At 43.7% G+C, this 25841-nt stretch carries 22 protein-coding genes; 1 reads left to right on the top strand and 21 read right to left on the bottom strand.

Annotated elements, in window-relative coordinates; genetic code table 11:
* Positions 1–27: 27 nt before the first annotated feature.
* The 20 genes from CVD19_RS11050 to CVD19_RS10950 all read right to left on the bottom strand — a co-directional run bounded on the left by CVD19_RS11050 (position 28) and on the right by CVD19_RS10950 (position 23458).
* Positions 28–735, bottom strand: coding sequence for an ABC transporter ATP-binding protein (locus CVD19_RS11050; RefSeq protein ID WP_101581925.1), 708 nt, complete (start codon positions 733–735; stop codon positions 28–30).
* Positions 735–1514: an ABC transporter ATP-binding protein gene (locus tag CVD19_RS11045; protein ID WP_101581924.1), complete on the bottom strand. Its 780-nt coding sequence runs from the start codon at positions 1512–1514 to the stop codon at positions 735–737. The genes CVD19_RS11050 and CVD19_RS11045 overlap by 1 nt, the downstream gene beginning before the upstream one ends.
* Entirely contained in the window at positions 1489–2463 is a 975-nt protein-coding gene (locus CVD19_RS11040; RefSeq protein ID WP_101581923.1) for a branched-chain amino acid ABC transporter permease, read from the bottom strand. The genes CVD19_RS11045 and CVD19_RS11040 overlap by 26 nt, the downstream gene beginning before the upstream one ends.
* 12 nt (positions 2464–2475) lie before the next feature.
* On the bottom strand, positions 2476–3354 hold the full coding sequence (locus CVD19_RS11035) for a branched-chain amino acid ABC transporter permease (RefSeq protein ID WP_101581922.1): 879 nt from the start codon (positions 3352–3354) through the stop codon (positions 2476–2478).
* A 94-nt stretch (positions 3355–3448) separates the two neighbouring features.
* Entirely contained in the window at positions 3449–4633 is a 1185-nt protein-coding gene (locus CVD19_RS11030) for an ABC transporter substrate-binding protein (RefSeq protein WP_101581921.1), read from the bottom strand.
* Positions 4634–4944: 311 nt separating this feature from the next.
* Positions 4945–5442 (bottom strand): type VII secretion protein EssA, encoded by a 498-nt coding sequence (gene essA / locus CVD19_RS11025; RefSeq protein WP_101581920.1) that lies wholly within the window; start codon positions 5440–5442, stop codon positions 4945–4947.
* Positions 5432–8158, bottom strand: a complete 2727-nt coding sequence (gene esaA, locus CVD19_RS11020) for a type VII secretion protein EsaA (protein ID WP_101581919.1) — start codon at positions 8156–8158, stop codon at positions 5432–5434. The genes essA and esaA overlap by 11 nt, the downstream gene beginning before the upstream one ends.
* Complete coding sequence (essC, locus tag CVD19_RS11015) at positions 8155–12636, bottom strand: type VII secretion protein EssC (RefSeq protein ID WP_101581918.1); 4482 nt, start codon at positions 12634–12636, stop codon at positions 8155–8157. Before essC ends, esaA begins: the two co-directional genes overlap by 4 nt.
* 27 nt (positions 12637–12663) lie before the next feature.
* Entirely contained in the window at positions 12664–14058 is a 1395-nt protein-coding gene (gene essB, locus CVD19_RS11010) for a type VII secretion protein EssB (RefSeq protein WP_101581917.1), read from the bottom strand.
* A gap of 14 nt (positions 14059–14072) precedes the next feature.
* Positions 14073–14312, bottom strand: coding sequence for an EsaB/YukD family protein (locus CVD19_RS11005; RefSeq protein WP_101581916.1), 240 nt, complete (start codon positions 14310–14312; stop codon positions 14073–14075).
* Between the two features lie 94 nt (positions 14313–14406).
* The gene (locus CVD19_RS11000; RefSeq protein WP_101581915.1) at positions 14407–14700 is read right to left on the bottom strand and encodes a WXG100 family type VII secretion target; all 294 of its coding nucleotides are present in this window, start codon (positions 14698–14700) and stop codon (positions 14407–14409) included.
* A gap of 224 nt (positions 14701–14924) precedes the next feature.
* Complete coding sequence (locus CVD19_RS10995) at positions 14925–15254, bottom strand: hypothetical protein (RefSeq protein ID WP_101581914.1); 330 nt, start codon at positions 15252–15254, stop codon at positions 14925–14927.
* A 13-nt stretch (positions 15255–15267) separates the two neighbouring features.
* Entirely contained in the window at positions 15268–17298 is a 2031-nt protein-coding gene (locus CVD19_RS10990; RefSeq protein ID WP_101581913.1) for a DUF6792 domain-containing protein, read from the bottom strand.
* 23 nt (positions 17299–17321) lie between these two features.
* The gene (locus CVD19_RS10985) at positions 17322–17981 is read right to left on the bottom strand and encodes a hypothetical protein (RefSeq protein ID WP_257985096.1); all 660 of its coding nucleotides are present in this window, start codon (positions 17979–17981) and stop codon (positions 17322–17324) included.
* 195 nt (positions 17982–18176) lie between these two features.
* Complete coding sequence (locus CVD19_RS10980; RefSeq protein WP_101581911.1) at positions 18177–19382, bottom strand: MFS transporter; 1206 nt, start codon at positions 19380–19382, stop codon at positions 18177–18179.
* Positions 19383–19649: 267 nt separating this feature from the next.
* Positions 19650–20450: an energy-coupling factor ABC transporter ATP-binding protein gene (locus tag CVD19_RS10970; protein ID WP_101581909.1), complete on the bottom strand. Its 801-nt coding sequence runs from the start codon at positions 20448–20450 to the stop codon at positions 19650–19652.
* Entirely contained in the window at positions 20447–21292 is an 846-nt protein-coding gene (locus CVD19_RS10965) for an energy-coupling factor ABC transporter ATP-binding protein (protein ID WP_101581908.1), read from the bottom strand. Before CVD19_RS10965 ends, CVD19_RS10970 begins: the two co-directional genes overlap by 4 nt.
* Complete coding sequence (locus CVD19_RS10960) at positions 21289–22056, bottom strand: energy-coupling factor transporter transmembrane component T family protein (protein ID WP_101582031.1); 768 nt, start codon at positions 22054–22056, stop codon at positions 21289–21291. The genes CVD19_RS10965 and CVD19_RS10960 overlap by 4 nt, the downstream gene beginning before the upstream one ends.
* Before the next feature lie 29 nt (positions 22057–22085).
* A complete protein-coding gene (locus tag CVD19_RS10955) occupies positions 22086–22691 on the bottom strand; it encodes an ECF transporter S component (RefSeq protein WP_180953596.1) in 606 nt (201 codons plus the stop codon).
* 14 nt (positions 22692–22705) lie between these two features.
* Positions 22706–23458, bottom strand: coding sequence for a nucleoside phosphorylase (locus tag CVD19_RS10950; RefSeq protein ID WP_101581906.1), 753 nt, complete (start codon positions 23456–23458; stop codon positions 22706–22708).
* A 170-nt stretch (positions 23459–23628) separates the two neighbouring features.
* On the opposite strand from CVD19_RS10950, the gene pepT reads away from it, so the two are divergent.
* Complete coding sequence (gene pepT / locus CVD19_RS10945; protein ID WP_101581905.1) at positions 23629–24867, top strand: peptidase T; 1239 nt, start codon at positions 23629–23631, stop codon at positions 24865–24867.
* Positions 24868–24959: 92 nt separating this feature from the next.
* On the opposite strand, the gene CVD19_RS10940 is transcribed toward pepT, so the two are convergent.
* Complete coding sequence (locus tag CVD19_RS10940) at positions 24960–25730, bottom strand: VOC family protein (RefSeq protein ID WP_101581904.1); 771 nt, start codon at positions 25728–25730, stop codon at positions 24960–24962.
* Between the last annotated feature and the right edge of the window lie 111 nt (positions 25731–25841).

Below are 25841 nucleotides of genomic sequence, written 5' to 3'. Positions count from 1 at the left end.
AGAACGATTGGAAACGGTTTTTGTGTGTCAATGACCGCCAAGGTAGGCCATTTTCACTTGCTCGCTTGAAGTGAGCTCTTCTGCTGCTCCTGATAATACGACACGCCCTGTTTCAATGACATAGGCTCGGTCGGCTATGGATAATGCCATGTGTGCATTTTGTTCAACGAGCAATATGGTTGTGCCTGACTGGTTAATTTCTTCAATAATACGGAATATCGTTTTTACCAGCAAAGGAGCAAGACCCATCGAAGGCTCATCGAGAATTAAAAGCTGAGGTCGTGCCATCAATGCACGGCCCATGGCAAGCATCTGCTGCTCACCACCTGAAAGGGTCCCTGCCTGCTGTTTACGTCTCTCCTGAAGCCTTGGAAACAAGTGAAAAACGTTCTCCAGATCCTGTTTGATCCCTGCCTTATCCTTCCTTAAGAAAGCACCTAAATCGAGATTTTCTTCAACCGTCATATTAGCGAAAACACGGCGGCCTTCAGGTACATGAGATATTCCACGCTTTACAATCGTCTGGGCGGCCTTGCCCGCTATTGGTTGTCCTTTAAACTCAATCTTTCCTTGCTTTGGTTTAAGCAGCCCTGAAATCGTTTTTAAAAGTGTACTTTTACCTGCACCGTTCGCACCAATCAGGGTCACGATCTCGCCTTCATTTATTTCAAGTGATACACCTTTTAACGCCTGTATATTTCCGTAAAAAACATTTACATCTTCAACTCGTAACATTATGACACCTCCTCGCCCAGGTATGCCTCGATAACCTTAGGGTTATTTCTGATTTCTTCCGGTGTCCCTTGCGCGATCAGCTGTCCGTGATCAAGTACATAAATCCGTTCACAAACACCCATTACAAGTGACATGTCATGTTCGATCAACAAAACAGTCAGGTCAAATTTTTCGCGGATAAATGCAATCAAATTCATTAGTTCTCTCGTTTCCTGTGGATTCATGCCGGCGGCCGGTTCATCCAGGAGGAGCAGTTTGGGGTTTGCCGCAAGTGCCCGGGCTATTTCCAGCCGGCGCTGCTGCCCATAAGGAAGATTCTTTGCTTTTTCGTCCTTGAAACGCTCAAGGTTGAAAATTTCCAAAAATTCAACAGCCTTTTCGTCCATTTCTTTTTCTCCAGAAAAATGTGGTGGCAGGCGAAAAATTGAACTGATGATTGAATGCTTAGCAAGGGAATGATAGGCGACCTTCACATTATCAATAACTGATAGCTCACCGAACAGCCGAATGTTTTGAAACGTACGGCTAATCCCTTTCTTTGTGATTTTGAATGGGGCAAGCTTGTTCAGCCTTTCACCATTAAGAGTGATGCTCCCTTCCGTAGGAACATATACTCCAGTGAGGAGATTAAAAAAGGTTGTTTTTCCCGCACCGTTCGGCCCAATCAGCCCGACTAGCTCACCCTTAAACAATTCCACGTTAACCTCTGATACAGCTTTCAAACCGCCGAATCGTATCCCTGCATTTTCTACCTTAAGCAACGGTGTGCCCTTTGTCATCTGACGGCCCCCCTTTGACAGTGCTGCGCTTCTTAAATAGTGAAGTGATTTCCTTGGTGCCCATCAAGCCCTGTGGGCGATAAATCATAGTAACAATCAGGATAAGACTATAAATAATCATCCTTGTCTCAGCGTATTCCTGCAAAAAGGTTGAAACGATTGTAAGCAAAATCGCAGCAATGACCGCACCTGACAGACTTCCCAATCCTCCTAGAACAACGAAAATCAGAATGTCGAATGACTTAAGGAATCCGAAGTTTGATGGCTGGATAATGAAAAAATTGTGAGAGAACAATGCACCGGCTATTCCGGCAAAAAAAGCTCCTATAGCAAATGCAATAACCTTATAGAAGGTTGTATTGATACCCATGGCATCGGCTGCTGTTTCATCTTCCCTGATTGAAATACAGGCTCTCCCATGTGTGGAATTCGTAAAGTTTACAATGACGATAATCGTAATCATCATACATGCAAATGCCCATGGCCAAGTGGTTAAATTGTTAACCATCATGCCGCTCGCTCCGCCTACATAGTCAATGTTCAACAACGCGATACGAACAATTTCCCCAAAACCAAGTGTTGCAATCGCAAGGTAGTCCCCTCTTAAACGAAGGCTGGGAATCCCGATAATAAGGCCAGCTAACGCCGCAGCGATTCCTCCGACCACAATCCCGAGTGCAAAAGGAAGACCCAGATTTGTGGTTATAATAGCCGAGGCATAAGCACCAACAGCCAGAAAGCCGGCGTGGCCGATAGAAAACTGTCCGGTTATGCCAATAATGAGGTGCAGGCTCACCGCAAGCATTATGTAAATTGTCATAGAAATTAATGTATTAATGTAGAAAACATTTAAAAATCCACTGTTAATAAGAAAATGCACAACAAGGAAAACGACTAAAGCGAGAACTATGGAGAGCCAGAAGCCTTTAGACTTTTTCAATACATTCATTCGTCAGCCCCCCTATACCTTTTCTCTTACATTCTTGCCAAAAAGGCCGGATGGAAGGAAGATAAGAATCAGGATCAGCACAACAAATGCTACTCCATCTCTTAATAGTGAATAGCCGGCTGCACTGACAAGGGCTTCAATGACACCCAACAGCAGGCCCCCGACCATTGCACCTGGAATGATCCCGATCCCGCCAAGAACCGCAGCGACAAAGGCTTTCAATCCTGGAATAATTCCCATTAATGGCTCAATTTTTGTATAATACGTTCCAAAAATAACACCTGCTGCACCAGCTAATGCTGAGCCTATAGCAAATGTTGCTGAAATAGTATTGTTAACGTTAATGCCCATCAGCTTGGCAGCATCCGCATCATGTGACACGGCGCGCATTGCTTTACCGATTTTGGTCTTATGTACAACAAACTGAAGTATTACCATGAGCGTTACAGATACAAGAAGAATGAATAAAGCCTGACTGCTGATAGACAGCCCGAAAAGATTGATTGTTTCTTTTGGAAGAATATCACCCGGGTATGCTTCCGGCTGGGCACCGCGCAAATAAATAACACCATACTCAATTAGCAGGGAAACGCCAATAGCCGTAATGAGTGCTGCAATCCTTGTTGCATTCCGCAGTGGTTTATAAGCAATTCTTTCAATTAACATTCCAAAGATTGCACATACAGCCATAGTTAATAGCAGAGCCGCAAGAAAAGACAAATCTAATATTGTAATAGAGTAAAAGCCTACAAAAGCTCCTACCATAAATACATCCCCATGGGCAAAATTAATCAGCTTCACAATTCCATAAACCATGGTGTAGCCGAGGGCAATCAGGGCGTAAATGCTTCCAAGTGAAATTCCATTCACCAACTGTTGTACAAGTTCCATTTTGAACTCCCCTTGAGATTTAGTAGCATAACAGTATTCTTAAACCGGAATAGGGGGACTATGCCCCCCATTCTGTATTATCCTGATTAATAAATTAAGGATTTACATTTGTTTTGAACGTCTGCTTTCCGCCTTGGTATTCAAGGATTGCAGCAGATTTAACTGGATCGTGCTTGTCATCCAGAGTCAATTTACCAGAAACTAGCTGAAGGTCTTTTGTTTTTTCCAAGGCTTCTTTGACCTTTTTCGGATCATCACTTCCTGCACGCTTAACAGCATCAGCAAGGAAATAAGCAGTATCATAGCCTAGAGCTGCGAAGGCATCTGGTGTTTTTTTGTATTTAGCTTCAAATGCCTTTACGAACTTCTGGATATTTTCAGCTTTATCACCTGCAGAATAGTGGTTTGTAATAAAGGTATTATTCAATGCTTCTCCGCCCGCGATATCTACAAGTGTAGGAGAATCCCATCCATCTCCACCCATGAATGGAGCAGTAATGCCTAAAGCACGTGCCTGCTTGATGATTAATCCAACTTCTTCATAATAACCAGGCAGGAAGATAAAATCAGGGTTTGCAGATTTGATTCGTGTTAGTGTTGAATTGAAATCAGTGTCTTTTGCAACATAAGCTTCCTCAGCAACAATTTTTCCGCCATTTTTCGTATATGCCTTTTTAAAGGAATCTGCAAGGCCCTTTGAATAATCACTTGCGCTGTCAATAAATACGGCAGCATTCTTTGACTTCAGGTCTTTAGTTGCAAAATTTGCGGCAACTGTTCCTTGGAAAGGATCGATGAAGCAGGTTCTGAATACATATTCATTTACCTTGCCGTCTTTGTTGGTGATCGTTGGATTTGTTCCAGTCGGAGTGATTAAAGGAATTTGGTTTTTCTCAGCAATCTGGACTTGGGCAAGTGTATTTGTACTGGTCGCAGCACCGACCATTACCGCTACTTTATCCTGGCTTACCAGTTTAATTGCACCATTTGTAGCTTCGGCAGCTTCTGATTTGTTATCGAATTTTACAATTTCAAATTCTTTTCCGTCTACTCCCTTTTCATTGATCTCATCGAAAGCAAGCTCAAGCCCTTGAGAGATTGATTGACCGTATGATGCCACACCACCTGATAGTTCAATGTTGGCACCTACCTTGATCGTTTTTCCTCCTCCTGATGAACCTGACCCGGACCCACCAGTTTCTTTACCGCCGCAGCCTGCAAGAGCTCCAGCTATTAGTGATAATGATAAAAATATTCCAGCTAATTTTTTCTTTTTCACTCTTAACGCCCCCCATTTTCAAATAATATTTTTCTTACTGCCAATAAGTGTTTCCGTTGACGTTGCTCCCCCTTTTTCACCATCGCCGAATGAACAATTTCACTTTTTACAATACATATAATATTCTGAAAATATTGTACATGATAAGTTGGCATCCGTCTAGTAAAGATTTTTTCTTGTTTTTAAAATAATATATTTGTGCTTAATTACGACATAATTCAACATATTATTATTAGGCTATGTTTAGAAAAACAAAGACGTACCTTCACGTGCATACGTGCTGGTACGTCCATTATTTGTGTTTCTTGTTGTTAAATTACTTTCTTTTCAAATTCTTTACTCTGAGCCATTTTTGGAATCAGGAAGGCGAATACGACCAGTATTCCTGCGACTAGCAGGACAATATATAAAAGGGATAGTCCTGACTCTTTCTCTGCTGTAGTACCGGTGTCTTCTTCAGTTATGAACTGGCGTTCTTCTTCCCCGGAGAACAGCTGCATTTGCTGCGCTTTGGCCCTGATTGTATTATTTTCTTTTGTACTTTGCGAAAATAACTGCTCCTGGATTTTTTCCATTGGATCTGACGATGGTTTTATGAACGTCAGACCCTTTTGTTCCTCCGGAATGGATTGCCTTCTTTCCGAAAGGGATTTTTCATGTAAAAAATCTGTGTTCTTGTTGAACTCTTTTTTCTCATAGGTGTTTGGCGTCAATTGGTCAATGTTTGGTTCAGCCATTGCTGGATCGCTTTTATAAACGATTAAGAAAGCCGCGATGAGAAAAAGGATCCCCTTTGCATTACACTTCATTTGCCTGTTCACTTCCTGCACCGGGGCGGGCGTTTTTCATATAACCCATTGCAAAAGGTATGGCAGACAGGATAATGATGATTGCGCTGAGCGCCAGCACACCGGTGGAGAACATGGAATCAATGCCATATTGGATTGACATATACACTTCAGACATCGGATCCGTATATTCAATGTTTGGTGCTGTAAGTGCAAGCAGCGGGCTGACAAAGAATACGACAAGCCCGACACCCGCAAGCCATCCAATAAAGTTTCCGAGTGAGAAGCCAACCCGTATAAGCGTAGACCCGGCTGTCAGTAGAAGAATCGTGAAAATCGACCATTCAATGGCACGCTCTTGTTCAAGCGAATAAATATTCAAGCCGAACAAACTGATAATCAACCCCACAATTAAGTTCAGCAGGATGAACATAGAACCTTGAACCAACAACGGCGCTCCAGAGAAATAATGGCTGAAGTATCCGATCAGCAGGCTGCTGATCAGGATTATCACCAAAATGACAACAGGAGGTACTTTCTTAGCTTCCTCTTTAATTGGCGCATCTCCACTGATTTTGAGCGGATTTGAAAGATGCTCATACACATAGCCATTGTTTTGGCCATCGACAAACGTATTGCCGAGTACATTAAAGACATCGTCCCTGATGAGTTTAGTAGAGGCCACATTGTCCGCCCATTTATTGTTCAGAGCATCCGCATCGTTCTGGACGCCTTTCACCTTATCCTGCAGTTCACCTGTATAAGCGACGATGCTATCCTGGCTCTCTCCAAGCGACCCCATCCACTCATTGATCATCAGCATTTCCTGTCCGATGCTCTTCTGGTCTGCAACTACCGTTGTATCATTGGCTCCTGGGCTAGGTTCAGGCGCATTTGAGGCCAGCATGGTGGATGGATTCAGGATTTGAGTCAGTACTTTCGATGCGCTTTCTTGGATGGAAGATAAGTTTTCCATCGTAGCTGTATGTTCTGTTTCTAAATTTTTGTTATATTCATCTACAAACTTGGCAAACTCACCTTCGAGGCTGCTAAGTTCCTCAGGAGATAATGGGATACCCGCTTTTAATTTTTCCCATACATCTTTTTCATCCGGGTTTACTAAAATTGAATTTACCTCATCATTTAAGTTAGGCAGAATTTCTTCTTTTTTATTAACCCCTTGAATCATATCAGTTAAATTCGACGAGAAAAGATTAAATTTGTTGGTTATACCCGTTCTTTCATTTTCATATTCAGTTTTTTGCTTTTCATACGTAGCATATAAATGTGTATAATCGGTACCTATTAATTCTTTTATAAACTCCTCTACTTTTTTATCCGTTTCAATCTTGGGTTTCAATACTAAGATTGATTGGGATATATCTGCTTTCAACCCATCTAACGGGGCTTTTATTTCAATTGGCATTTGTTGAGGAGGTAGATAAATTTTAGCTAGTTCTCTTTCCAATTTCCCAAGATTTTTCATAGTAGTTTCTAACTGATTTAGCGTTTCTGATATATCAGTAACAGCTGGCGGCAGTATATCACCTGGTTTTTTTATAACTGTTTCACCAGGTGTTCCATTAGAACTAACCGAAGCTTCAGGACTAGCTGGTGTTCCACCTTCCCCAGCATCTTCTTCACCCAATTCTTCTCTTAAAGGAGCCAAACTTAATTCCAATGATGCCAGTATCGCTTCATCCTGCTTTTGTTTATAAGTATCCAGGTATTGTTCCTGTAATTGCGGCAGTGTTGTTAATTGTGACTCAATTTGCCTGGTGCGAAAATCATAAAGGTCATCATAATTTTTATTATTGCTCTCAACCTTCATCTGAATGTTTTGGGTCACTCCGGCAAATAGTTGTTCTTCCTGCTTTTTGAAGCCTTCTTTTGATTGTTCATACCTCGGTCCCTGATCGGCAGTGGTCTTCTGGATGCCCGCAACACTCTCATCCTGTATTTTCTTCAGGACCTCCTGCTGTTTGTCCTGGTAGGTCTTGTATTCTTCAACATACTTTACAAACGAAGCGAGGTTTTGCTCGAATTGTTTTACGTTATTTTGCCTGCTTGGTGAGTTTGCGCCTGTCTGCTGGATATTGGTGCGCAGGTGTTCGAGCATTTGCTTTTGGCGGTCGATTTCACCGGCAAGATTCAGTGAACTTGGCTTATAGAATGCTGCCATCGTATTTTGGAAATCAATCTCTTTTTGCAGGATTTCATCAAATTCTGTGCGGACATTGTCCATGTCCTGTGCTACATAGCTCCAGAAAAGCGAAGACATCTTCTGGTTTACACGGTTGGTAGCATGCTCGATTTCACGTGTCACCTTTTCCCTGTTAATCGCGTTCAATTGGTCTTGAACTTTGTAGCCGAAATCGGCTTTTTCTGGCTGCTGTTCGTCGTAGGTCATGATTTTCCGCGAAAAATCGGAAGGGATGTAGACGACCGCATCGTATTTTAGACCCTTCAGTCCGTTTTCGGCTGCACTCCTGCCGAGGACTGTCCATTTATAATCTGATTCGTCCTCAAGCAGGGGGATGACGTCATTTCCGAACTGCAACGCCTGTTGTTCCTCATCCGCCCCGTTATCCTCGTTGACGACAGCAATGGTTCTCGTTACATTTTCCTTGACCTCCATCGGGTTATGGCCGACTGAACGGAAAAAAAACGCAGGGGTCGACACAATCAGGAATACGGCAGAAATCATTTTTATCAAATAGATGGTTTTTGCTGTCATGAATACACCTTCCTTTCGATAGAAGCAAGCGGGATCTGTATTTTGACTTCTTTTCCATTCAACACGTAATATCCGAAGCCAGGATGGATTTCCTCTTCCTTCCTGTTGTAAGGAAGGGTGAACAGCGTTTGTTCCGATTTTTTCATTAAAATTAGTGCCTGGCGAATTTGCTTGATTTCGGCTGTAAGCGAGTCGAAGCCCTTCGAAAGCTCGTTATTATTACCGGAAACAACGACATTAAAGCCCAAATGGCTGTAATTCCTCAACAGCTTCGCAATCCGTTCCTGCGCCATATTGTCAAGCGTTTGCGAGAACCGCGCATAGCCATCGACCACAAGCAGGATTGGAGAATAAACCTCTTGGCCAAGGCCTTGCTGAAGACTGCCTAGATACTCCTGTTCAGCTGCAGCCAAAAGGTTCTCGGCCTCATCAAGCCAGGCAATGATTTGCTCTTTTGTTTCCATGTAGGTGACTTTTTGTTCTGCGGCGAAGCTTGACAGCCCTCTGTCAAATGAATCAAACACAGCTATCATTTTTGAATCCTGCATCAGTGCATGGTTAAGGATGGCTTTGAGGACATTCGTCTTCCCTTTCTGGGCCTGGCCAAGCACCATGCAATGTTTTCCTTTTACAAAGTCAATAAAGACAGGTTTTACAAACTCCTCATCCAGCCCGATTGGAATCAAGCCTGGCCTTGTGAATCCGCCAGTGTATTCCGCAAAGCTCAGTACGTTTAATTCAGCCGGCAGCATCGGCACAGGTCCAGGTTCCCGGAATCCTGCATACTTTTCCTTGAGCTGGACGATTTCCTGTTTGATACTTTCGATCAGTTCGTAGTCATCTTGTCCATCGGCCGGCATAAAGACCTGGGCGAAATGTGCCTGGTCTTTTTTGATGATGGCTCGCCCCGGAATCGGCTCCGGTGTGAACGGAATCCTGCCCCCGAGAATTGAGTATGCCTCTGTTTGGTCAAGCAGATAATGGACGACTTTTGTTTTTAAGTTATTCATCAGAGACTGGCGGATCGCATTTACCCTGGTCGCCGTAAAAATCATGTAGATTCCGAGTGACTGGCCATCCCTTGCCAACTGGTTAATCTGTGTTTCAAGATCCATCATCTCTTCTTTAACGAGGTCAAAGTTATCGATCGTAATATAAAGAAGCGGCAGTTTCTTGTCACTCAGTACGTTATACATCTTGATGCTACTTACTTCTTTTTGCTGGAAAAGCTGTTTTCGGCTGGCAATTTCATCTTTTAAAATCCTCATGAACTTTTCAATTTTCCGCTCCTGGTCCATCAGGAAATAATCAGCCGTATGCGGCAGTTGCCTCAATGGCAGCAGGGCCCCGTTGCCGAAGTCCAGAACATAGTAGTGGACCTCTTCCGGACCGAGCCTTGACGCAATCCCGAGCAGAAGGGTCATGACCGTATATGACTTCCCGTAGCCTGAAGAGCCAAAGATCCCGATGTTTCCGTCTTCCATCATGTTATAGCCATAAGGTGTCTGGCTTTGCTTCTCAGGTTCATCGATCATTCCGAAGTAAATTTCGTGAAGGTCTGAAGAAGAATAGCCTGCCTTTGACATGCGGCTTGCCAGTGGCTGCAGCCAAGGGCTTCGCAGCTTCTGGATGCCCATTTCGTGCTGCAGTTCTTCAATTCTGTCCACAACTGCCTCAATCTGGGAAAGACGCTCCGATTTCTTCCGTTCACGGGCCGTTACCGCAGACAAAGGAATGAGTCCGAGATCCGTCACAATGCCGACTTCATCCTCCGCTTCAAATGTATCCTCCAAATAAGGCGCGCCGCTCCAGGCTGACTGGAACAATTCATAAACTTCATTATTTCCTACCTGAAGATAACCGCGCCCCGTAATGGTAATGGATGCCGCATCACCGTTTTTGAGGATTTCCCTGCTGTCATCCGCATCCTGTACCTTAAGCGCCACCCGGAACCGGGCATTGCTCCATATCTGGTCGTCAATGACCCCGCCTGGTTTCTGTGTCGCAAGAATGAGATGGACTCCCAAACTCCTTCCGATGCGGGCCGCACTGACAAGCTCACGGATAAATTCAGGTTCTTCACTTTTCAGTTCTGCAAACTCATCCGAAATCAGGAATAAATGCGGCAGCGGTTCGTCTGCGAGGTTGCTTTTATATAAATCTGTGTAGTCGTTAATGTGATTCACCTGATAGCGGTCGAAAAGACGCTGGCGCCTCTTTAACTCACTTTTAATTGAGGCCAGCGCCCGGGCACTGAAATTTTTGCTCCCCTCGATATTGGTAATCGTCCCGAGCAGGTGCGGCATGTCTTTAAACGGCTGGGCCATGCCGCCGCCTTTGTAGTCAATCAGCAAAAACGCTACTTCATGAGGGTGAAAATGAACAGCAAGCGAAAGTATGTAAGTCTGCAGAAATTCACTCTTCCCGGAGCCTGTTGTACCCGCAAGCAGTCCGTGCGGGCCATGTGCCTTCTCATGAAGGTTCAGTTCTACACGGTCATCCTTCCCTTTTAAGCCGATTGGCACAGCCAGTGACTTGGAAGATTCCCTTGTAAGCCAGTTTTCCCTGATTGGAAGCTGGTCCACTTCTTTCGCATTGAACATTTCCAAAAATGAGACACTTGCCGGAATCGAGTTGGTCATGCCGACTTGATGGTCGAGCGTCCTGAGCATCCGGGCAAATGTTTCGTTTCCATCCTTATGATGCTCATCAAGTTTAAACGGAATTTGGACGGCTTTTTTCTGCTGGATCAGAATATCACCTTCACCGTCGTTAATATACCGGATAAGCGTGTGTATATTTTCGGTCAGGCTTTCTTTTGCCTCTGCAGCGAAAATCGCCGAAATGCCGAGATGCGGATGCTCTCCTTCCAGGTACTCAAGGATGACATGATCTGATATCAGCTGTTGGTTCATGACGATAAACACTAAATGCGGGGAGAATCGTTTCTTCTCCTTATCCTCCTCAAAATCACGATCCCTTACGATTTCATAAATGGAAGACAGCAGCTGGTCGCGAGTCTGTTCGTTATAGATCAGCCCTTTTGCATGGGCATGCGGGAGCTGGAAGTGCGGCAGCCATTTTACCCATTCCCACTGGCGGTAATCTTTTTCATCAAAAATGAACACGAACCTGAGATCATGATAGCTGTGAAAGAAAGCTAGCTGGCCGATGATTTGATGGATTTCTTTTTTGACAACTGATTCCTTTCCGATCAATCCCATTGCACCTTCAGAGAGACTTGCGACTACCGGTACATTTTCAATTTCACGGTAAACATTTTCCATCAACTGGGATTGCTCAAGCAAGTCATCGATTTCCCGGTTAGCCATATCCCCGGAATTCACCGAAATGTGATAGCTGGAAGGCACTGTTCCGATACCAAGCCGAAATTGCAGGAAATCCGTGCTCTCCATGGTGCGTTCCCAGAGCCGGTCCGATATTTGGCCGACGAGGTATTTCATCCGTTCGAACGATGGAAAGTGAAAGGTAAGTACATGTCTTTGCTGCTCAGCAAGCGCCTGAAGCTCCTGCCTTTTGGCTTCCAGGTATTGGGTATAGATCCTGCGGCGCCGTTCCTTCCGCTTTTTATGGTTGCTTTTATCCTTAAAGTATTGAACGCTCGATGTGACTAGCGTGGTTATAAACATGACCATCGACACGATAATAAAAATTCCTCGCGGCTGGACAAGCGCCACAATCCCCATGACAATCAGCATTACGAGCGGTGGCAGGATTACCATCCATAACCCCCGGTTCGGATCTTCTGCCTCCTGGGACGGGAAGGACAAATTGACCTTGTCTTTCGGAAGCTCGTAAACCATCCTTGGAGTACGCCGGTATAAAGGGTACTTTTTGCTCATTTCTGATTTAGGCTGTTTCGTCAGCGGCAGCCTGGTCTCGTACTCTTCAAAACTCGATATCTCAAACAAATCCTCTTCAAGAAGCCGAATGGTCATGAAGGGCCAGAAAAGCAGGTCTCCCACTTCTAAGTTGGCTGTTTCATCAATCCTTTGTCCGTTCAGGTAAAGAACACTGCCATTTGGCTTGACCCTCCACCCATGCCTGGTTTTTGCCAGCATAAAGGATCCTTCTTCCAACGCCGCGAATGCCAGCTTTCTTTTCCGGACGATCGCTTCTTCATCGTTTACAGAAAAAATGATTTCGCGGTTGAAGCCTGTAAAATAAGTTTCAGTCTTTGCATAGTCTGGGGTAAGAAACAACAGCATTGTTTCTTCCTTGTCCGACAACCGGAATGGGGCCTCCTCTGTGACACTGCCCAAGGCTCTTCCGTTCTGCAGGACTTTTAATCCGTGTTCGGATGCCGCAACGGTCAGCGGGCCATGAGTGAAAGGAAATGTCCTCACCGTCAGTGTATTCGAAAGGTCCGAACCCACCGTAATTGGATGCTGCTGTATATCTGTGCCAACGGACACCTTTTGATAAAAATCGTTATGAAAGATCCATAGATTGCTCATCATTTCACCTCCCATGTCATTGATGGCTTAATTTGAGCCAGAAGAGGCTGCGGGCTGCTGTCCGGCTTCACTCGGCTGGGCGTTTCCAGATTGCCCTGTTCCTGCTGGTTGCCCGGATGGCTGTGTTTGTCCAGGCTGTGTTGATCCATTTCCTGGCTGAGCTTCCGGGCTGCCTTCCGAAGGAGGTTCCGAAGAACTGTCCTCAGGCTGGGCTTCAGATTCTTCATCCTGCTTTTCTTTTTCCAATTCCGCTTCCTCTTCCTGCTTAGCTTTCTGTTCTTCCATATATTCTTCTATTTCCGATTCAATCTCCTTCAGCTTTTGCTGTTTTTCTTCCCCGGTCAACTCATCATCCGCCTTGATTTCCTCGCGGTATTTCAGCAGGCCGAACAGAATTAAATCCCGGTCCTCAAGCGAGCGGGCTATATCCAGAGCCTCACCTGCATTTCCTCTTCCAGTCAGGATCCAATACCTGAAATAAAGTGGATCGGACTGCAGGGTAACTGCATTCTCGACATTTTCTTTTTGTTCTTCTGTCAGGGATTCGTTGATTATATAAGATCGCGCCAATTGATATTGAACTATTTTTGGCATGTCATCAATATCATAGTCTGCGAGAGCGTTAACGACATCGCTATATTCACTTTCCAGGAAATGCTCCTGGCTGTTCAGGAAAGCCGCATGTTTAGGCTGTACAAAAAAGAGGGAATATAATGCATAAATAAAGGCCGGCATAAAAAGCATAAACAGTCCTAAAGCAATGTAACGGGTCAGCTTCCATTTTTTCTGGGGGATATGGACAAGGGTTTTCTCCTTTTCCTCCAGCTGTTTGATGTTTTGCTGGATCAAATGCAGCAGTTCGTCTTCATTTCCAGCTGCCAGCAAACTGGCCGCAAGCGGGGATAATTGTAAGGTTTCATGGAACTTGATGTATTGGTCAAAAGTAAATTTCTCGTCCACAGCGGCCGTAACAGTTGCTTTTGTTTCTTTCAAGAGCCGCTCTGAATCCTTTTCGTAAGGCGGAATGCTTTCCTTTAAGCCGTAATGGAGAAAATACGGTGTCAGGCTTTCATCGAATACAATATTTTCAGGGCAAACAACCAAATGCAGCCTTGTAAGGGAATGTTCCTTTACTTTTTTCACAAGCTGCGAGGCAAATACCCATTTGCTTTGTTCATCTTTCTTCTTGAGTTGGGAGAAGCTGATGTAATTTAAAGGCGGCTGAATATTCAGGGTCACTTCATCTTCCGTCAAAGAAATTTCTTTATAAATGGAAGGTTCGATTTCCTTCAGCATTTCCAATTCCACGGCATCATCCAATTTTATTTTTCCCTTTTGGAAGGTGAATGTGAAATTGTTATTTTCTTTGGAAATGACGGCCTCAAGCTGCTGCTCCAGATAGGTTTGTTTCGTATCTGACATTCTGTTAGGCTCCTTTACAATATTTCTAAACGGTCACCGGTAGTAATTCCTGATTCGACAAGTATATCGTTGCCTGAAAGGACGATCTGCTTGTTGGGAATCCGGGCCCAATAGCCTTCCCGGGGTGAGCTAGAAATGGATTTGGCCTGCCAAACGATATCGACGACTTTTTTTACAGAGTGGTAGTTCGAGAGCCGAAGGTCAAACGTGTCGCCATTATAATTTTTTAAATCAACTGTTATTTCTATGTACAAAAGTTTTCACCTCGGAACGTGTTAACATAACGAAGGAGCGCCTTCATCTGATGAGAATGGCGCTCCTTTTTCTCTTGTTGCATTTCAGATGAAGTTAACCGCGGATTTGGTTGGCAATTTGGGTATCTGCATCTTCAAGGGCTTTCGCTGTATTGTTAAGCTGTGCGGAAATATCCTGAAGCAATTGCTGCATTTGAATGAAGGAAGGCCTTAATGAAGTGTACTGCTCGCTGAAGGCCCTGCTCGCTTCCCCTTCCCACATACCTTCAAGATCGCTGATCATGTTATCCAGGCGCACGATTTGGTCCCCAACCTGGCTGCTCTCGCTATTGTAGCGTTGTGACATACTTACTAACTCTGCTGGTGTTACACGAATGATCCCTGACATACCACATCTCTCCCTTTCCCTGAAATTACCTTAATTGTAAAAATAACGTCCTATGGAGGTCAACAAAAACCCCTATGAATATAGTAAAAAAGGAATTAATGCCTATATTTACCTCTTAAACCAAAAGTTCAAACCTATAAAACAATATTTTTTTCCTAGTTTAAATGCATTTTTCGACAGGTCCAATGGCCCATGAATTTACAAAAGTTTTTTGTTCGGGAATATTATGTCGTTGCAGTTTTTATTTTTTCATAATAGATGGTAATATCCTGTGTGTTCATGTCGTTAATATGTGTGCTATAGCGGCCTGCCAAAATGTCCATCATAGAAATTTGGTCATTGATGATCCGCTTTTTGTCCTTGTAATTGTTCTCAAGAGTGTTTCTTATCTCTTCAATGATTTTTCCGTGGCTGCCTTTCAGCTCATTTTGGATCAGGTTTAACATATCTACATTGAGCGCTCCCATTTCTTCCAGCTGATATTTAAAACTTCCGGCTTTTCCTCTAAGGTCCTGGAACGGTTCAAAGTCGTGCGTTCTTGTGATCTCAGCCATGGCTGCCTCCTTTTTACCTTAAATCGAAAATTGCCGATATATTTTTGTCCTCATCAAACAACTGCTCAATTGCTGACCTCATTTTGCGGAGAAGTTCTACCCCCTCTTCCCGTTCCTTGTCGTAGTAGTTAAACATATCCTCAAATGTGTCCATGAAAGAGGATTCTAAAGGACGGATCTGTTCATGGACGCTAATCCCTCTCATTTCAACATTACCGGTGGGAAGCAAGTAGCTGAAAGCATGCGGGTTTGATTCCATATAATGAACCTCGTTGATCAGCCTTTGTTTTCTGTCCTGAAAATCATCTATATAATCTCTGTAGTAGGCTTCCTTTATCCGGTCTAGGAGGTCCGCCTTTTGTTCATACTTATCCATCCCAATCTGGTAAACTCGTACGGACGATGAGAGGTTCACTTCAATTTTTTCGCCGCTATGCATTAAAATCATATCTCCGCCTTCGTAGCGCCTGCTTTTATTCTGTTCCAGAGCAAGTGCAGTGGCGACAGTACTGACTCCGTGTGCGTGGACTGCTTTTTGAATATCTTCCCAGATTTCCAACGGAGATTCCAAAATCTTATTGATCTTTTCCCTAATGTTGGCGGTCTCCACTTTGATGACAGCAGCCGTCTTTAGCAAACCAACTAAGTATCGAGCATAATCAGGCTTATCAAAAGAAAGGATATCTTCTGCGATCAGGCCAGCAACTTCACCAATGGATTCCAGTATATTATTTAGATGCCCTTGGATTTCTTTAACATAAGACATAATTTTTTCTCCAAGAACAGGTAATAGGTCACCCACGATGTTGAGGAGTGTGGGCAGCTGTTCGGCAAGGGCTCTTAATTTAACACTGATTTCAGCTAATCGCTTTGCAAATTCATTGAGTGCCATTAACAGTTCAGTAGGCATCTCCGGTATAGCAAACACCGGAAACTCCATGTTTATTCCCGCAATCGGACCGCCAACTGGAACCTTGACGGTGATTGCCCTCCAGTCTGGACCATCTTTGAGCTGATCCCACTCTTGTTCAATTGTGTCAATTAAAGTAAGAAGCTCTTTATCATAGCCGGTCATCGCCCGGATCAGCCCCTCCAGGCCGTTTTGCTGATAGGCCGGTGCATAAGGGGCCAAAAAGACTTGCACCTGTAAATCTTTATCTGAAATACGGTCAACTACATGCTTGATCCCATCAAACCCAGGGTCAGTATCAATCACATTTCGGGTTCCGAGATCCAGGAAACCTCGGATATTTCTTGCTGCAAACAACATATCCTCTTCAGCAGTCAGATGGTGGATGTTCTTTCCCTTTTCTTTGTAGTATTCTTCGGTGAATTTTTTGAGTTCGGCTGGGGGGATGGAGTAGAGTTGGTCATCTTTACTAGGGTTGATACCGAACTCTTTAGATAGTTTTCTTTTAAATCTAATATCAACGAGTGCCAACTGATACGCACTTGGTGGGGCATCATTAATTGCATGGACCTTTACAAACGACCCGGACATCAATTGAAGCATTTGAATTAAATTTCCACCAAGCGAGTGGCCAATCCCTATTTTTTTTAGCTCGGAAGGCTTATTTTGTTCACCATTTTCATTTCTTGTCCTGATGTCCTCTTTAATCTTTTCGTTAATTTTTAGAGTTACTATCGTATCGAAACGACTAGCGTGTTCGTATTGGTTTTTAATTTTCCCTTCAAAAATTCCCAGACCATTGTAAATCCAATCAAGCGGGTCACCTTCACCGTTGTCTTCTGAACCTTCGCTACCACGGGTAATTGTATAAGACTGGTTAATACCCTTTCGTGGGTCATAAAAGTGAATGACTGTTCCGTCAAATCCGGAATCCTTGTTTGATATCTTTAAATTACTAATCTCTTTAATATCAGCTGAACGGTAAACGGTAATTTCGCCAGAAGGTGCCTGCCCTGATTCTTCAATAATAATCTTTCTTATTTGCTCGACAGTTATTTTACCTGATTTTCCATATTCTACTTCAGCTATCCTTGCCCGCAATATGTCGGTATTTAGAATCTCCTCATTTTTCAATGTAGTTCACCTGCGTTCCCGAGCTACTCTAAAAAATCAACCGATTTCATCATGATCAAAAATCTCTTTTCCAGTTCTGTTTGGTCTAGAGTACATTTTTTATTTTGATTCGAACATGTGCTATCTACAAAGTATCTGACCGCTTTTTCACTTTTATCTGATTTAATGTAACTAAAATAGCTGTAATAATCTGTATTGCCATCCTTTGTTACTTCTTTAGCGTAGTAATAAGTTTTATTATCATGCTTGAATTCTTCGTATTTTCCCTTGTAGCCTGCATACGAAGAGAGTAAATCTAGATTTGCGCTTACATTGTTTGTTATAGAGCTATTTTCATAAGTGATATTGAAATAATGCGAGATATTTTCATCTAACACTTCTTCCCCGAAACTTAACGATTCATAATGGTTATCATGCTTTTCAAAAGCTGTTTTCGAAATTTCAGCATTAATAGGAAACAGCATGTTGTATCCGCCAGTTTTAGATTTAAATAAGTAGTATCCATCTTTAACTTCCTCAGGTGAATCCATAAACTCCTGTGTAAACTTATTTTTAAAAGCAACAGTATTCGGGAGCTTTTTCGCCGTAGTACCTGTACTTTTGCCGCCCTCTGCCTGAGTCATTCCACAACCTCCTAAAACAATCATTGTTAAAAGTAATCCCAGTTGCAGATATATTTTCAAAATGAAATCTCCTTTCGAGATTATCGCCTATTTCCATAATTCATTACTACCACATATTCCCACAAAGTTTCAACTACAAACAGGTTGGAAACCGAATATCCAAACTTTTTCACTAGGTTGAAAGTCCTGAATCCGATTATATAAAAAGGAAAACCACGAAAGTTTTCCCTTTTATCAAATGTTTGAAATTTATTTTTATACCAGTTCTTTTCTTTTCGTTTCTTCTCCCATAAGAAAAACGGCTGCCGCACCTATTAAGAGTGAGATACAGAAAATCGTGAAAATTGCTGTCATGGAAATATCCTGTGCTGCAAGATAAGGCACCAGCAATGGACCCAGCACCCCTCCGACACGTCCGAATGAAGCCGCCATTCCGGCACCTGTCCCCCTGATGGTTGTCGGGTATTGCTCCGGAGTGTAGGCATAAAGTGCTCCCCATGCGCCAAGGTTAAAAAATGAAAGGAAAATCCCTGCTGTTATCAATAACAAGAGTGATTCTGCTGTACCAAAGAAATAAGCACTCAATGCGGTTCCAATCAAATAAACGATCAGGACAAACTTCCTGCCCATTTTTTCAATCAGCCATGCTGCAGTAAAATAACCGGGCAATTGGGCAACAGTCATGATCAATACATACTGAAAGCTTTTAATCATGCTGAACCCTTTCATGACCATAACACTTGGCAGCCAGAGGAACATTCCGTAATAAGAAAACACAACGCTAAACCAGAGAATCCAAAGCATCGCCGTCTTCCGCCTTTGCACTTTTGACCAAACCTTTGCAATGCTTTCAAAAGAAGTGAGCCTGCCTCTTTCCTTTGCCGAAAGAAACTTTGGTGAATCCGGCAGCTTCAACCGTAAATAGAGGGCATATAATGCCGGAAGAGCACTTAAAATGAGTGCGAGCTCCCAACCATATTTCGGAATCACGAAATAGGAAATGACAGCTGCAATCAACCAGCCTCCTGCCCAGAAGCTTTCCAATAAGACCACCACTCGTCCGCGTTTTTCAGCGGGGACACTTTCAGATACAAGTGTCGAAGCGACTGGAAGTTCCCCTCCAAGTCCCATTCCAATAAAAAAACGGAGAATGAGGAAGATGGCGAGGGACGTAGTGAATGCCGAGAGCCCACTACCGATAGAAAACATCAATAACGTTATGATAAAAACATTTTTCCGCCCGATACGGTCTGCCAGCAGCCCAAACACTAAGGCACCCACTGCCATCCCGATTGAATTAATGCTGCCGATCCAGCCCATTTGTTTGACCGTTAAGTCCCAGTCCACTTGTAAAGCTGCAATAATAAATGACAGCATCCCAACATCCATCGCATCAAACATCCATCCCAGTCCTGAGATCGCAAGCAATTTTCTGTTTGATATTTCATGATTATTCCCCATCATTACCCCCGATCTTTACACTTGTCTATGTATTTTTCCCAAAAAGTGAGAATATCACTACCACTCAACATATTAACACCTGTCTTGACACTTGTCATTTGTTTTTTTTTTAAGAGGGAAGTCTGGATGCTGGCGTCATTCGGATAAGAGAAGGGAGAGAATGCCTGAGCATGCCTGAATACAGCGCTCTTTCGGACAAGGGGAAGGAGAAAACGCGTGTGCCTGTCAAATGGGAAGGCAAAAAGCAAAGCAGCCACGTAGGCTGCTTTATATTTGTTCCGATTTTCTTTTCTCATTGAACTCTTCCAGTGTTAGGAATGTTTCTGTATATCCCAGTCTTTCCGCCAATTGTGTTATCCCCGGCGTCTCAACGTGGGCTTTCTTGAGGATCTCTTTTTGCGAAAATACCTCACGGGTATGTCCTTCAAGAATCACTTTCCCTTCATTAAAAACAATCGTTCTCTCAAAGTTCTCCGCAACGAAGTCCATATCGTGGATGATGGTCATGACGAGTTTGCCCTGTTGCTTTAACGTATGGATGATTTTCCTGATTCTTTCCTTGCCTTCATGATCCTGGGCAATCGTTGGCTCATCAAAAATAATGATATCGGTGTCCATGGCAACGATGGAGGCGATGCAAAGCAGTTTCTTTTCCGACAGGCTCAAATCATGGGGGTTTATATGCAGTTTGTCTTGAAGCCCTGCCATTTCAAGAGCTGCGATGGAATTTTGTTTTGCTGTTTTTTCATCAAGGCCAATATTGAGCGGGCCAAACATCACTTCATCCAGGACATTCCGTTTAAAAATTTGGTCATTCGGGTTTTGGAAGACAAGCGCGATCGTTTTTGCCAGTTCTGCGGCGGTCGTCGCTTTGACACTTTTGTCTTGAATAATAATTTCACCGACGTCCGGTTTCAGAAGGCCCTTTAATAATTTCACAAAGGTCGTCTTTCCGGCGCCATTTTGGCCGATAATCGCCGTTGTCCTATGATCAAAGTCCAAATTGATTTCCTTCAGGACAGCTGGCCCCTGTCCATATGTAAAAGAAAGACTCTCCACTCGAATCATGGGAGTTCACCCCCTAATGCCGCTGCAGCCTCATCCAATGTTACCGGATAATAATCGGAACCCTTTTTTTTGATGCCAAGGGCCCTGCAAACCCTTGTATAGATTGGAGCCTGTATTCCTTGCTCCTGCAAATCTTCCCTGGAGAAAATTTTCTCAGGGGAATCAATATCGACCAATTTTCCATCATTTAGCAGTAAAACCCTGTCGCAAAACTCGGCGAGCTTTTCCATCTTATGTTCAGCTATGAGGACCGTCATCCCTTGACTGCTTAGGTCCTTGATTGCCTGAAACACTTCTTCGGAGCCTTCCGGGTCAAGCTGGGAGGTTGGTTCATCCAAAACTATGATCTGTGGCTTCATTGCAATCATGCTTGCAATGGCCGTCCGTTGCATTTGCCCGCCTGACAAGTCAAATGGATTTCGGTTTTTATATTCGGTGATACGTAAAAGATCAAGGGCATAATCAATACGTTCAATCATTTCGGAACGAGGCAGGCCGATATTTTCGAGCCCAAAGGCAATCTCTTCATAGACAGTCAGCTTTGCGCCAGTGACCTGGTTAAAGGGGTTCTGAAAAACAATACCTGCCTTCAGAGACATTTCCGAAACAGGAGTATTTCTCACTTCGAGGCCATCAACCAATACTGTACCGCCGTATGCACCCTTGTAAAAATGGGGAATGAGCCCGACAATTGATTGGCAAAGCGTCGATTTTCCCGATTGGTTTTTGCCGATAATCCCAATGAACTCACCTTGTTCTACATCAAAAGACACATCATCAAGCACAAGCTTTTCAGTGAGGGGGTATCTGTATTTAAGGTTTTTTACAATGATCTTTTTCATGCGAAAATCCTCCATGCTAAAGCCGCTGCGGTGAGAAGCGACAGCCCCCACTGGATCAGTTTGCTATGCCGGTATTTTTTTTCTTCATTTAAGTAAGTCTTTGGCACACGAGAATTGAAGCCCCTGACTTCAAGGGCCATGGCTCTTTCCTTCGTATTAATTAATGAGCTTAACACCACCGGACCCATCAATGGCAAAAATGCTCTCACCCTGACACACAGTTTCCCTTCTGTCTCCATTCCCCTAGCCCGCTGAGCATCCGTAATCGTGGACATGGCAGACATCATTTCGGGGATAATTTGAAAAACAGAACTAATTACATATCCGATGCGAGGAGAAAGTCCCTTCCGAACTAGTGACTCCACGAGATCGGAAGGCTTCGTCGTAAGGACGAGAATCATGAACGCCCCAACAATATTGATGACACGGAGAGTAATTTCCAACCCATACAACAATCCTTCTTTATACATCGTGAAAGGGCCAAGGTGAAAGAGAGCGGTTTCATTATCAGGTTTAAAAAAACCCTGGATGATCACAACTGTGAATAAAATGAATAAAACAAAACCAAATGCAGCCAATGCCCGCCGGAAAACCTTCCCTGCAATAAGGAAGCCGATACTGAGTGCCACACAAATAATCGAAAAAGTAAACGATGGAAGAACGACCGGAACCAATATTGAAAAAAGAATATAATAAAGCTTGCTGATCGGGTCTATATCATGGATCCATGAGTCTTTCTCTGTATATAAACTGATTGATTTCAAGCCTTCACCATCTTTCTTAATCAAAAGCGTTAATCAAGCGTCTCCACTTTATTATTGCTGTCGTACATATGGGTAATATTTTGAGGCAATCCCCTGAATATACCGTAACTCACAAGTACAACAATTAATTTATCAGGTATATCGACCACCACCTCATCAAGGAAAGAAGCGAGCCATATTGAGTCTGTTTTAGCAAGAACGAGTGCATATAATGCATCGCCCCATACGTTACCTGTTTGTCCTCCCCAAAATCCAACATTGATTGGAGTGGAAACGATAGTTGCGACAAGGCCGACGATCAGGCCTGCCGCGGCCGCTCGGGACCAGCTTGAAATCCAGCCTTTTGCGGCCAATATTCCGGCAGTGAGGCCAATCGCTACACTTGTAATGGCATACACAAACGAGATGGGGCTGGCGGTGAGGCCGTAAATAACATTGTTAATCGCTCCGGCCAATGCTCCAATGACAGGGCCCGCCAGCATACTGGCCAGTATCGTACCGATGGAGTCAAGCCATAGCGGCAGCTTTAAAAGCTCTGCAAATAACTTACCAATATAGTTGATTCCTACTGCTGCCGGGATAAGAACGAGTGATGCAGTTGAAAATCGGAATGACCACATGCTTTGCTTTTCCATAATAAAAACCTCCCTTACTTATTAGAAAATTGATGATTGGCTAAGATTGCTTCCAATGCAGTAATAATCTCCCTTTCTTCGCCCAGTTTGCCTTCGTTCATTTCATCTAAATAGTCGTTGATCCCTCCTTCCAGATTGCCTTCTTTTTCTACAACCACATTTAAAATGGAAGCGGTTTTGATGCCGCGCAGCCCGCCGATGACAAACAGGGCTGCTGTCTCCATGTCAGACCCCAAAATCCCCTTGCTGGACCAGTACCTGTCAATTTCCTCTTCATCATCAGTGTAAAAACTGTCATGGCTTCTGACTATGCCGGTGTGGTATGTATAATTCAATCTTTTGGGCGATTCGATAAGATGAAAAAGCAGGTCCGCATCAGGTATGGCAGGATATGACTTATCGACATATGCGGCTGAAGCCCCGTCATTCCTGACCGCACCCGTGGCTATAACCAAATCGCCCAGCCGGATGCCAGGCTGCAAGGCCCCACAGCTTCCGATCCGGATCATAGTGTCTACCCCGATGTTTTTCAGTTCCTCGATCGCAATGCCGGCAGATGCGCCGCCGATTCCGGTGGAGGTCACAAATACCTCTACTCCTTTATATGAGCCGGCTATCGTTTTATACTCACGGTTGTAAGCGATATCTTTTACATGTTCTAAGAACCTGGCCACTTCGTTAACACGGCCGGGATCCCCCGGCAGTAAAGCGTAGCGGATGCCATGATTGTCAGCAATTCTTATATGGGGCTGCAAGCTGCTTGCCATTAATAATCAGCACTCCTTTTCCAAACAGAGGCAATATCTACACGCTGTATATTAAATACTATATGAAGCGGCTAAATTCCTTTTTTGAAAAAAACCGTTTTTTCTATCAGTGTTTAAATTTCATCAAAGTGATAATATGAAAACATACATTTAAAGGAGTTGAAATAAAATTGAAAGACGAAATCATTGAGAGATTTACTACATATGTAAAAGTGGACACGCAGTCCAACGAAGACAGTGAAACATGCCCGTCAACTCCGGGACAGCTGACACTGGCCAACATGCTGGTTGATGAGTTAAAGACTATCGGCATGGAGGAAGTAACGATTGACGAGAACGGATATGTGATGGCCACCTTGCCAGCGAATACGGAAAAACAAGTGCCGACGATCGGGTTTTTGGCCCATGTTGATACAGCGACCGATTTTACGGGGGCCAATGTCAATCCACAGATCGTTGAAAACTATGACGGTAAAGACATTACCCTCAACGAAACTCATCCTGTTGTACTGTCACCACGTGAATTCCCTGAATTGTCCAATTATATTGGACACACACTGATTACAACAGACGGGACCACCCTGCTTGGGGCCGACAATAAAGCCGGCATCGCGGAAATTATGACGGCGATGGCTTATTTGATCCAAAATCCTGAAATCAAGCATGGCAGAATCAGAGTCGCTTTTACACCGGATGAAGAAATCGGGCGAGGCCCGCATAAGTTTGATGTCGAGGCTTTTGACGCGAAGTTTGCATATACAGTAGACGGAGGACCGCTTGGAGAACTCGAATATGAGAGTTTTAACGCCGCTGCTGCAAAGATCACAATTAAAGGAACAAATGTACATCCCGGTACTGCAAAAGGCAAGATGGTGAACTCCGCCAAGATTGCGATGGAACTGAACGGGAAGCTGCCTCATGATGAAGCACCCGAATATACAGAAGGATATGAAGGCTTCTATCATCTTCTTTCAATCAATGGGGATGTTGAGCAAACAAAACTGCGTTACATAATCAGGGATTTTAACAGGGACAAGTTCAATGAGAGAAAAGCCTATATCGAGAAAATCATTGGGGAATTAAGAGACCAATACGGCAAGGATAACATTCTCCTCGACATGAACGACCAGTATTACAACATGAGAGAAAAGATCGAACCAGTCAAAGAAATCGTGGACATTGCCCACCAGGCGATGGAAAACCTGGATATCCAGCCAATCGTAAAACCAATCCGCGGCGGTACAGATGGCTCGCAGCTCTCCTACATGGGACTGCCTACGCCAAATATCTTTACCGGCGGCGAAAACTTCCACGGCAAATTCGAATATATTTCTGTCGACAACATGATCAAAGCGGTGAATGTAATCGTTGAGATTGTTCAGCTGTTTGAGCAGCGCGCTGAAGCATAACCAGATAAATTCTCCCCTTTGTTTAAACAAGCAAAAAGCTAATCCTGTTTCGAATGGGATTAGCCTTTTGTATTTATTATGTTAAGACTTAGTTATGAAAAAACGTACTGGGCCTCGCCGATTGTAATGGTCTTCCCTTTCAAGTGTGGAGCATCTGTATTAAACACCAGTTGGGTTAGCTGATTGGCATCACCTTGTTTAAAAACAAAGAGTTTGTCAGCAATGCCGAGTGTTACAGCATTGTCGTCATCAGACTCAATCATTGGTAGTCCAAATACCTTTTTCCAATGATCTGCTACAGCAGCTGGCTCGGACACATGGAAAACCGCGTCCCTTAACGTGATCTTACCGGCTGGATGAGGTTGTATAATGCCAGATTCAGTAAGTTTTTTCAATCGTTCTGCATCGGATCCTTTCCACTGAATGAAAAATGGATAAAGAAGTCCTTGAAAGTCCCCGTCAATCGTCATCATCCGCCATTCAATCAGTTGCCCCTGTGCGTTCAAACGCTTCCCATCGATGATGGATGATAGCTTCAGTTGGTGGTTTTTCAATAATGCAGCTGTTTCGTCAATATTGTCGGTTCTGATGGCAACACGGCTAAAGGCTTCATGCAAAGGCAGCATTTTAAATGCATCTTTGGCAACCACGTCGAACACATTTGCTTTTTCGACCAACTCAGGATCTTCAATTCCAAGAAATTCAATGTAGGTCAACCCAAAATAACTGAGTGCATTGTAGGTGCCCCACTGTTTATGTGACCCGCCTTTGAAGGCAATCAGCCCGTGTTCTTTGAACGTTTCCAATGCAACCTTCAGATCATTTACATTATGGACAGTGTGGTCCCAATTAAATATTGGCATTTCAGTCTCCTCCCAGCTTAATGTTTAATTTTTGCGGCCGCGTCTTTTTGGCCCCAGAAATACTGATTCCCATGCATGTATTTTGCTTACCATTTATGTAGAAATCTTTTT

Origin of the sequence: Bacillus sp. T33-2 (assembly GCF_002860205.1) — a bacterium.
Taxonomy (GTDB): domain Bacteria; phylum Bacillota; class Bacilli; order Bacillales; family Cytobacillaceae; genus T33-2.
Note: the sequence above shows the minus strand (reverse complement) of the source record. Positions and strands in the feature narration are given on the sequence as shown.

What these genes read in the sequence shown, in the direction of transcription:
- CVD19_RS11050 (WP_101581925.1), bottom strand. Translation starts at nt 735, where the DNA reads ATGTTACGAGTTGAAGATGTAAATGTTTTTTACGGAAATATACAGGCG.
- CVD19_RS10955 (WP_180953596.1), bottom strand. Translation starts at nt 22,691, where the DNA reads ATGGAAAAGCAAAGCATGTGGTCATTCCGATTTTCAACTGCATCACTC.
- CVD19_RS10980 (WP_101581911.1), bottom strand. Translation starts at nt 19,382, where the DNA reads ATGGGGAATAATCATGAAATATCAAACAGAAAATTGCTTGCGATCTCA.
- CVD19_RS11040 (WP_101581923.1), bottom strand. Translation starts at nt 2,463, where the DNA reads ATGAATGTATTGAAAAAGTCTAAAGGCTTCTGGCTCTCCATAGTTCTC.
- CVD19_RS11035 (WP_101581922.1), bottom strand. Translation starts at nt 3,354, where the DNA reads ATGGAACTTGTACAACAGTTGGTGAATGGAATTTCACTTGGAAGCATT.
- CVD19_RS11045 (WP_101581924.1), bottom strand. Translation starts at nt 1,514, where the DNA reads ATGACAAAGGGCACACCGTTGCTTAAGGTAGAAAATGCAGGGATACGA.
- esaA (WP_101581919.1), bottom strand. Translation starts at nt 8,158, where the DNA reads ATGACAGCAAAAACCATCTATTTGATAAAAATGATTTCTGCCGTATTC.
- essB (WP_101581917.1), bottom strand. Translation starts at nt 14,058, where the DNA reads ATGTCAGATACGAAACAAACCTATCTGGAGCAGCAGCTTGAGGCCGTC.
- CVD19_RS10970 (WP_101581909.1), bottom strand. Translation starts at nt 20,450, where the DNA reads ATGATTCGAGTGGAGAGTCTTTCTTTTACATATGGACAGGGGCCAGCT.
- CVD19_RS11000 (WP_101581915.1), bottom strand. Translation starts at nt 14,700, where the DNA reads ATGTCAGGGATCATTCGTGTAACACCAGCAGAGTTAGTAAGTATGTCA.
- essA (WP_101581920.1), bottom strand. Translation starts at nt 5,442, where the DNA reads ATGAAGTGTAATGCAAAGGGGATCCTTTTTCTCATCGCGGCTTTCTTA.
- CVD19_RS10950 (WP_101581906.1), bottom strand. Translation starts at nt 23,458, where the DNA reads ATGGCAAGCAGCTTGCAGCCCCATATAAGAATTGCTGACAATCATGGC.
- essC (WP_101581918.1), bottom strand. Translation starts at nt 12,636, where the DNA reads ATGAGCAATCTATGGATCTTTCATAACGATTTTTATCAAAAGGTGTCC.
- CVD19_RS10965 (WP_101581908.1), bottom strand. Translation starts at nt 21,292, where the DNA reads ATGAAAAAGATCATTGTAAAAAACCTTAAATACAGATACCCCCTCACT.
- CVD19_RS10940 (WP_101581904.1), bottom strand. Translation starts at nt 25,730, where the DNA reads ATGCCAATATTTAATTGGGACCACACTGTCCATAATGTAAATGATCTG.
- CVD19_RS10995 (WP_101581914.1), bottom strand. Translation starts at nt 15,254, where the DNA reads ATGGCTGAGATCACAAGAACGCACGACTTTGAACCGTTCCAGGACCTT.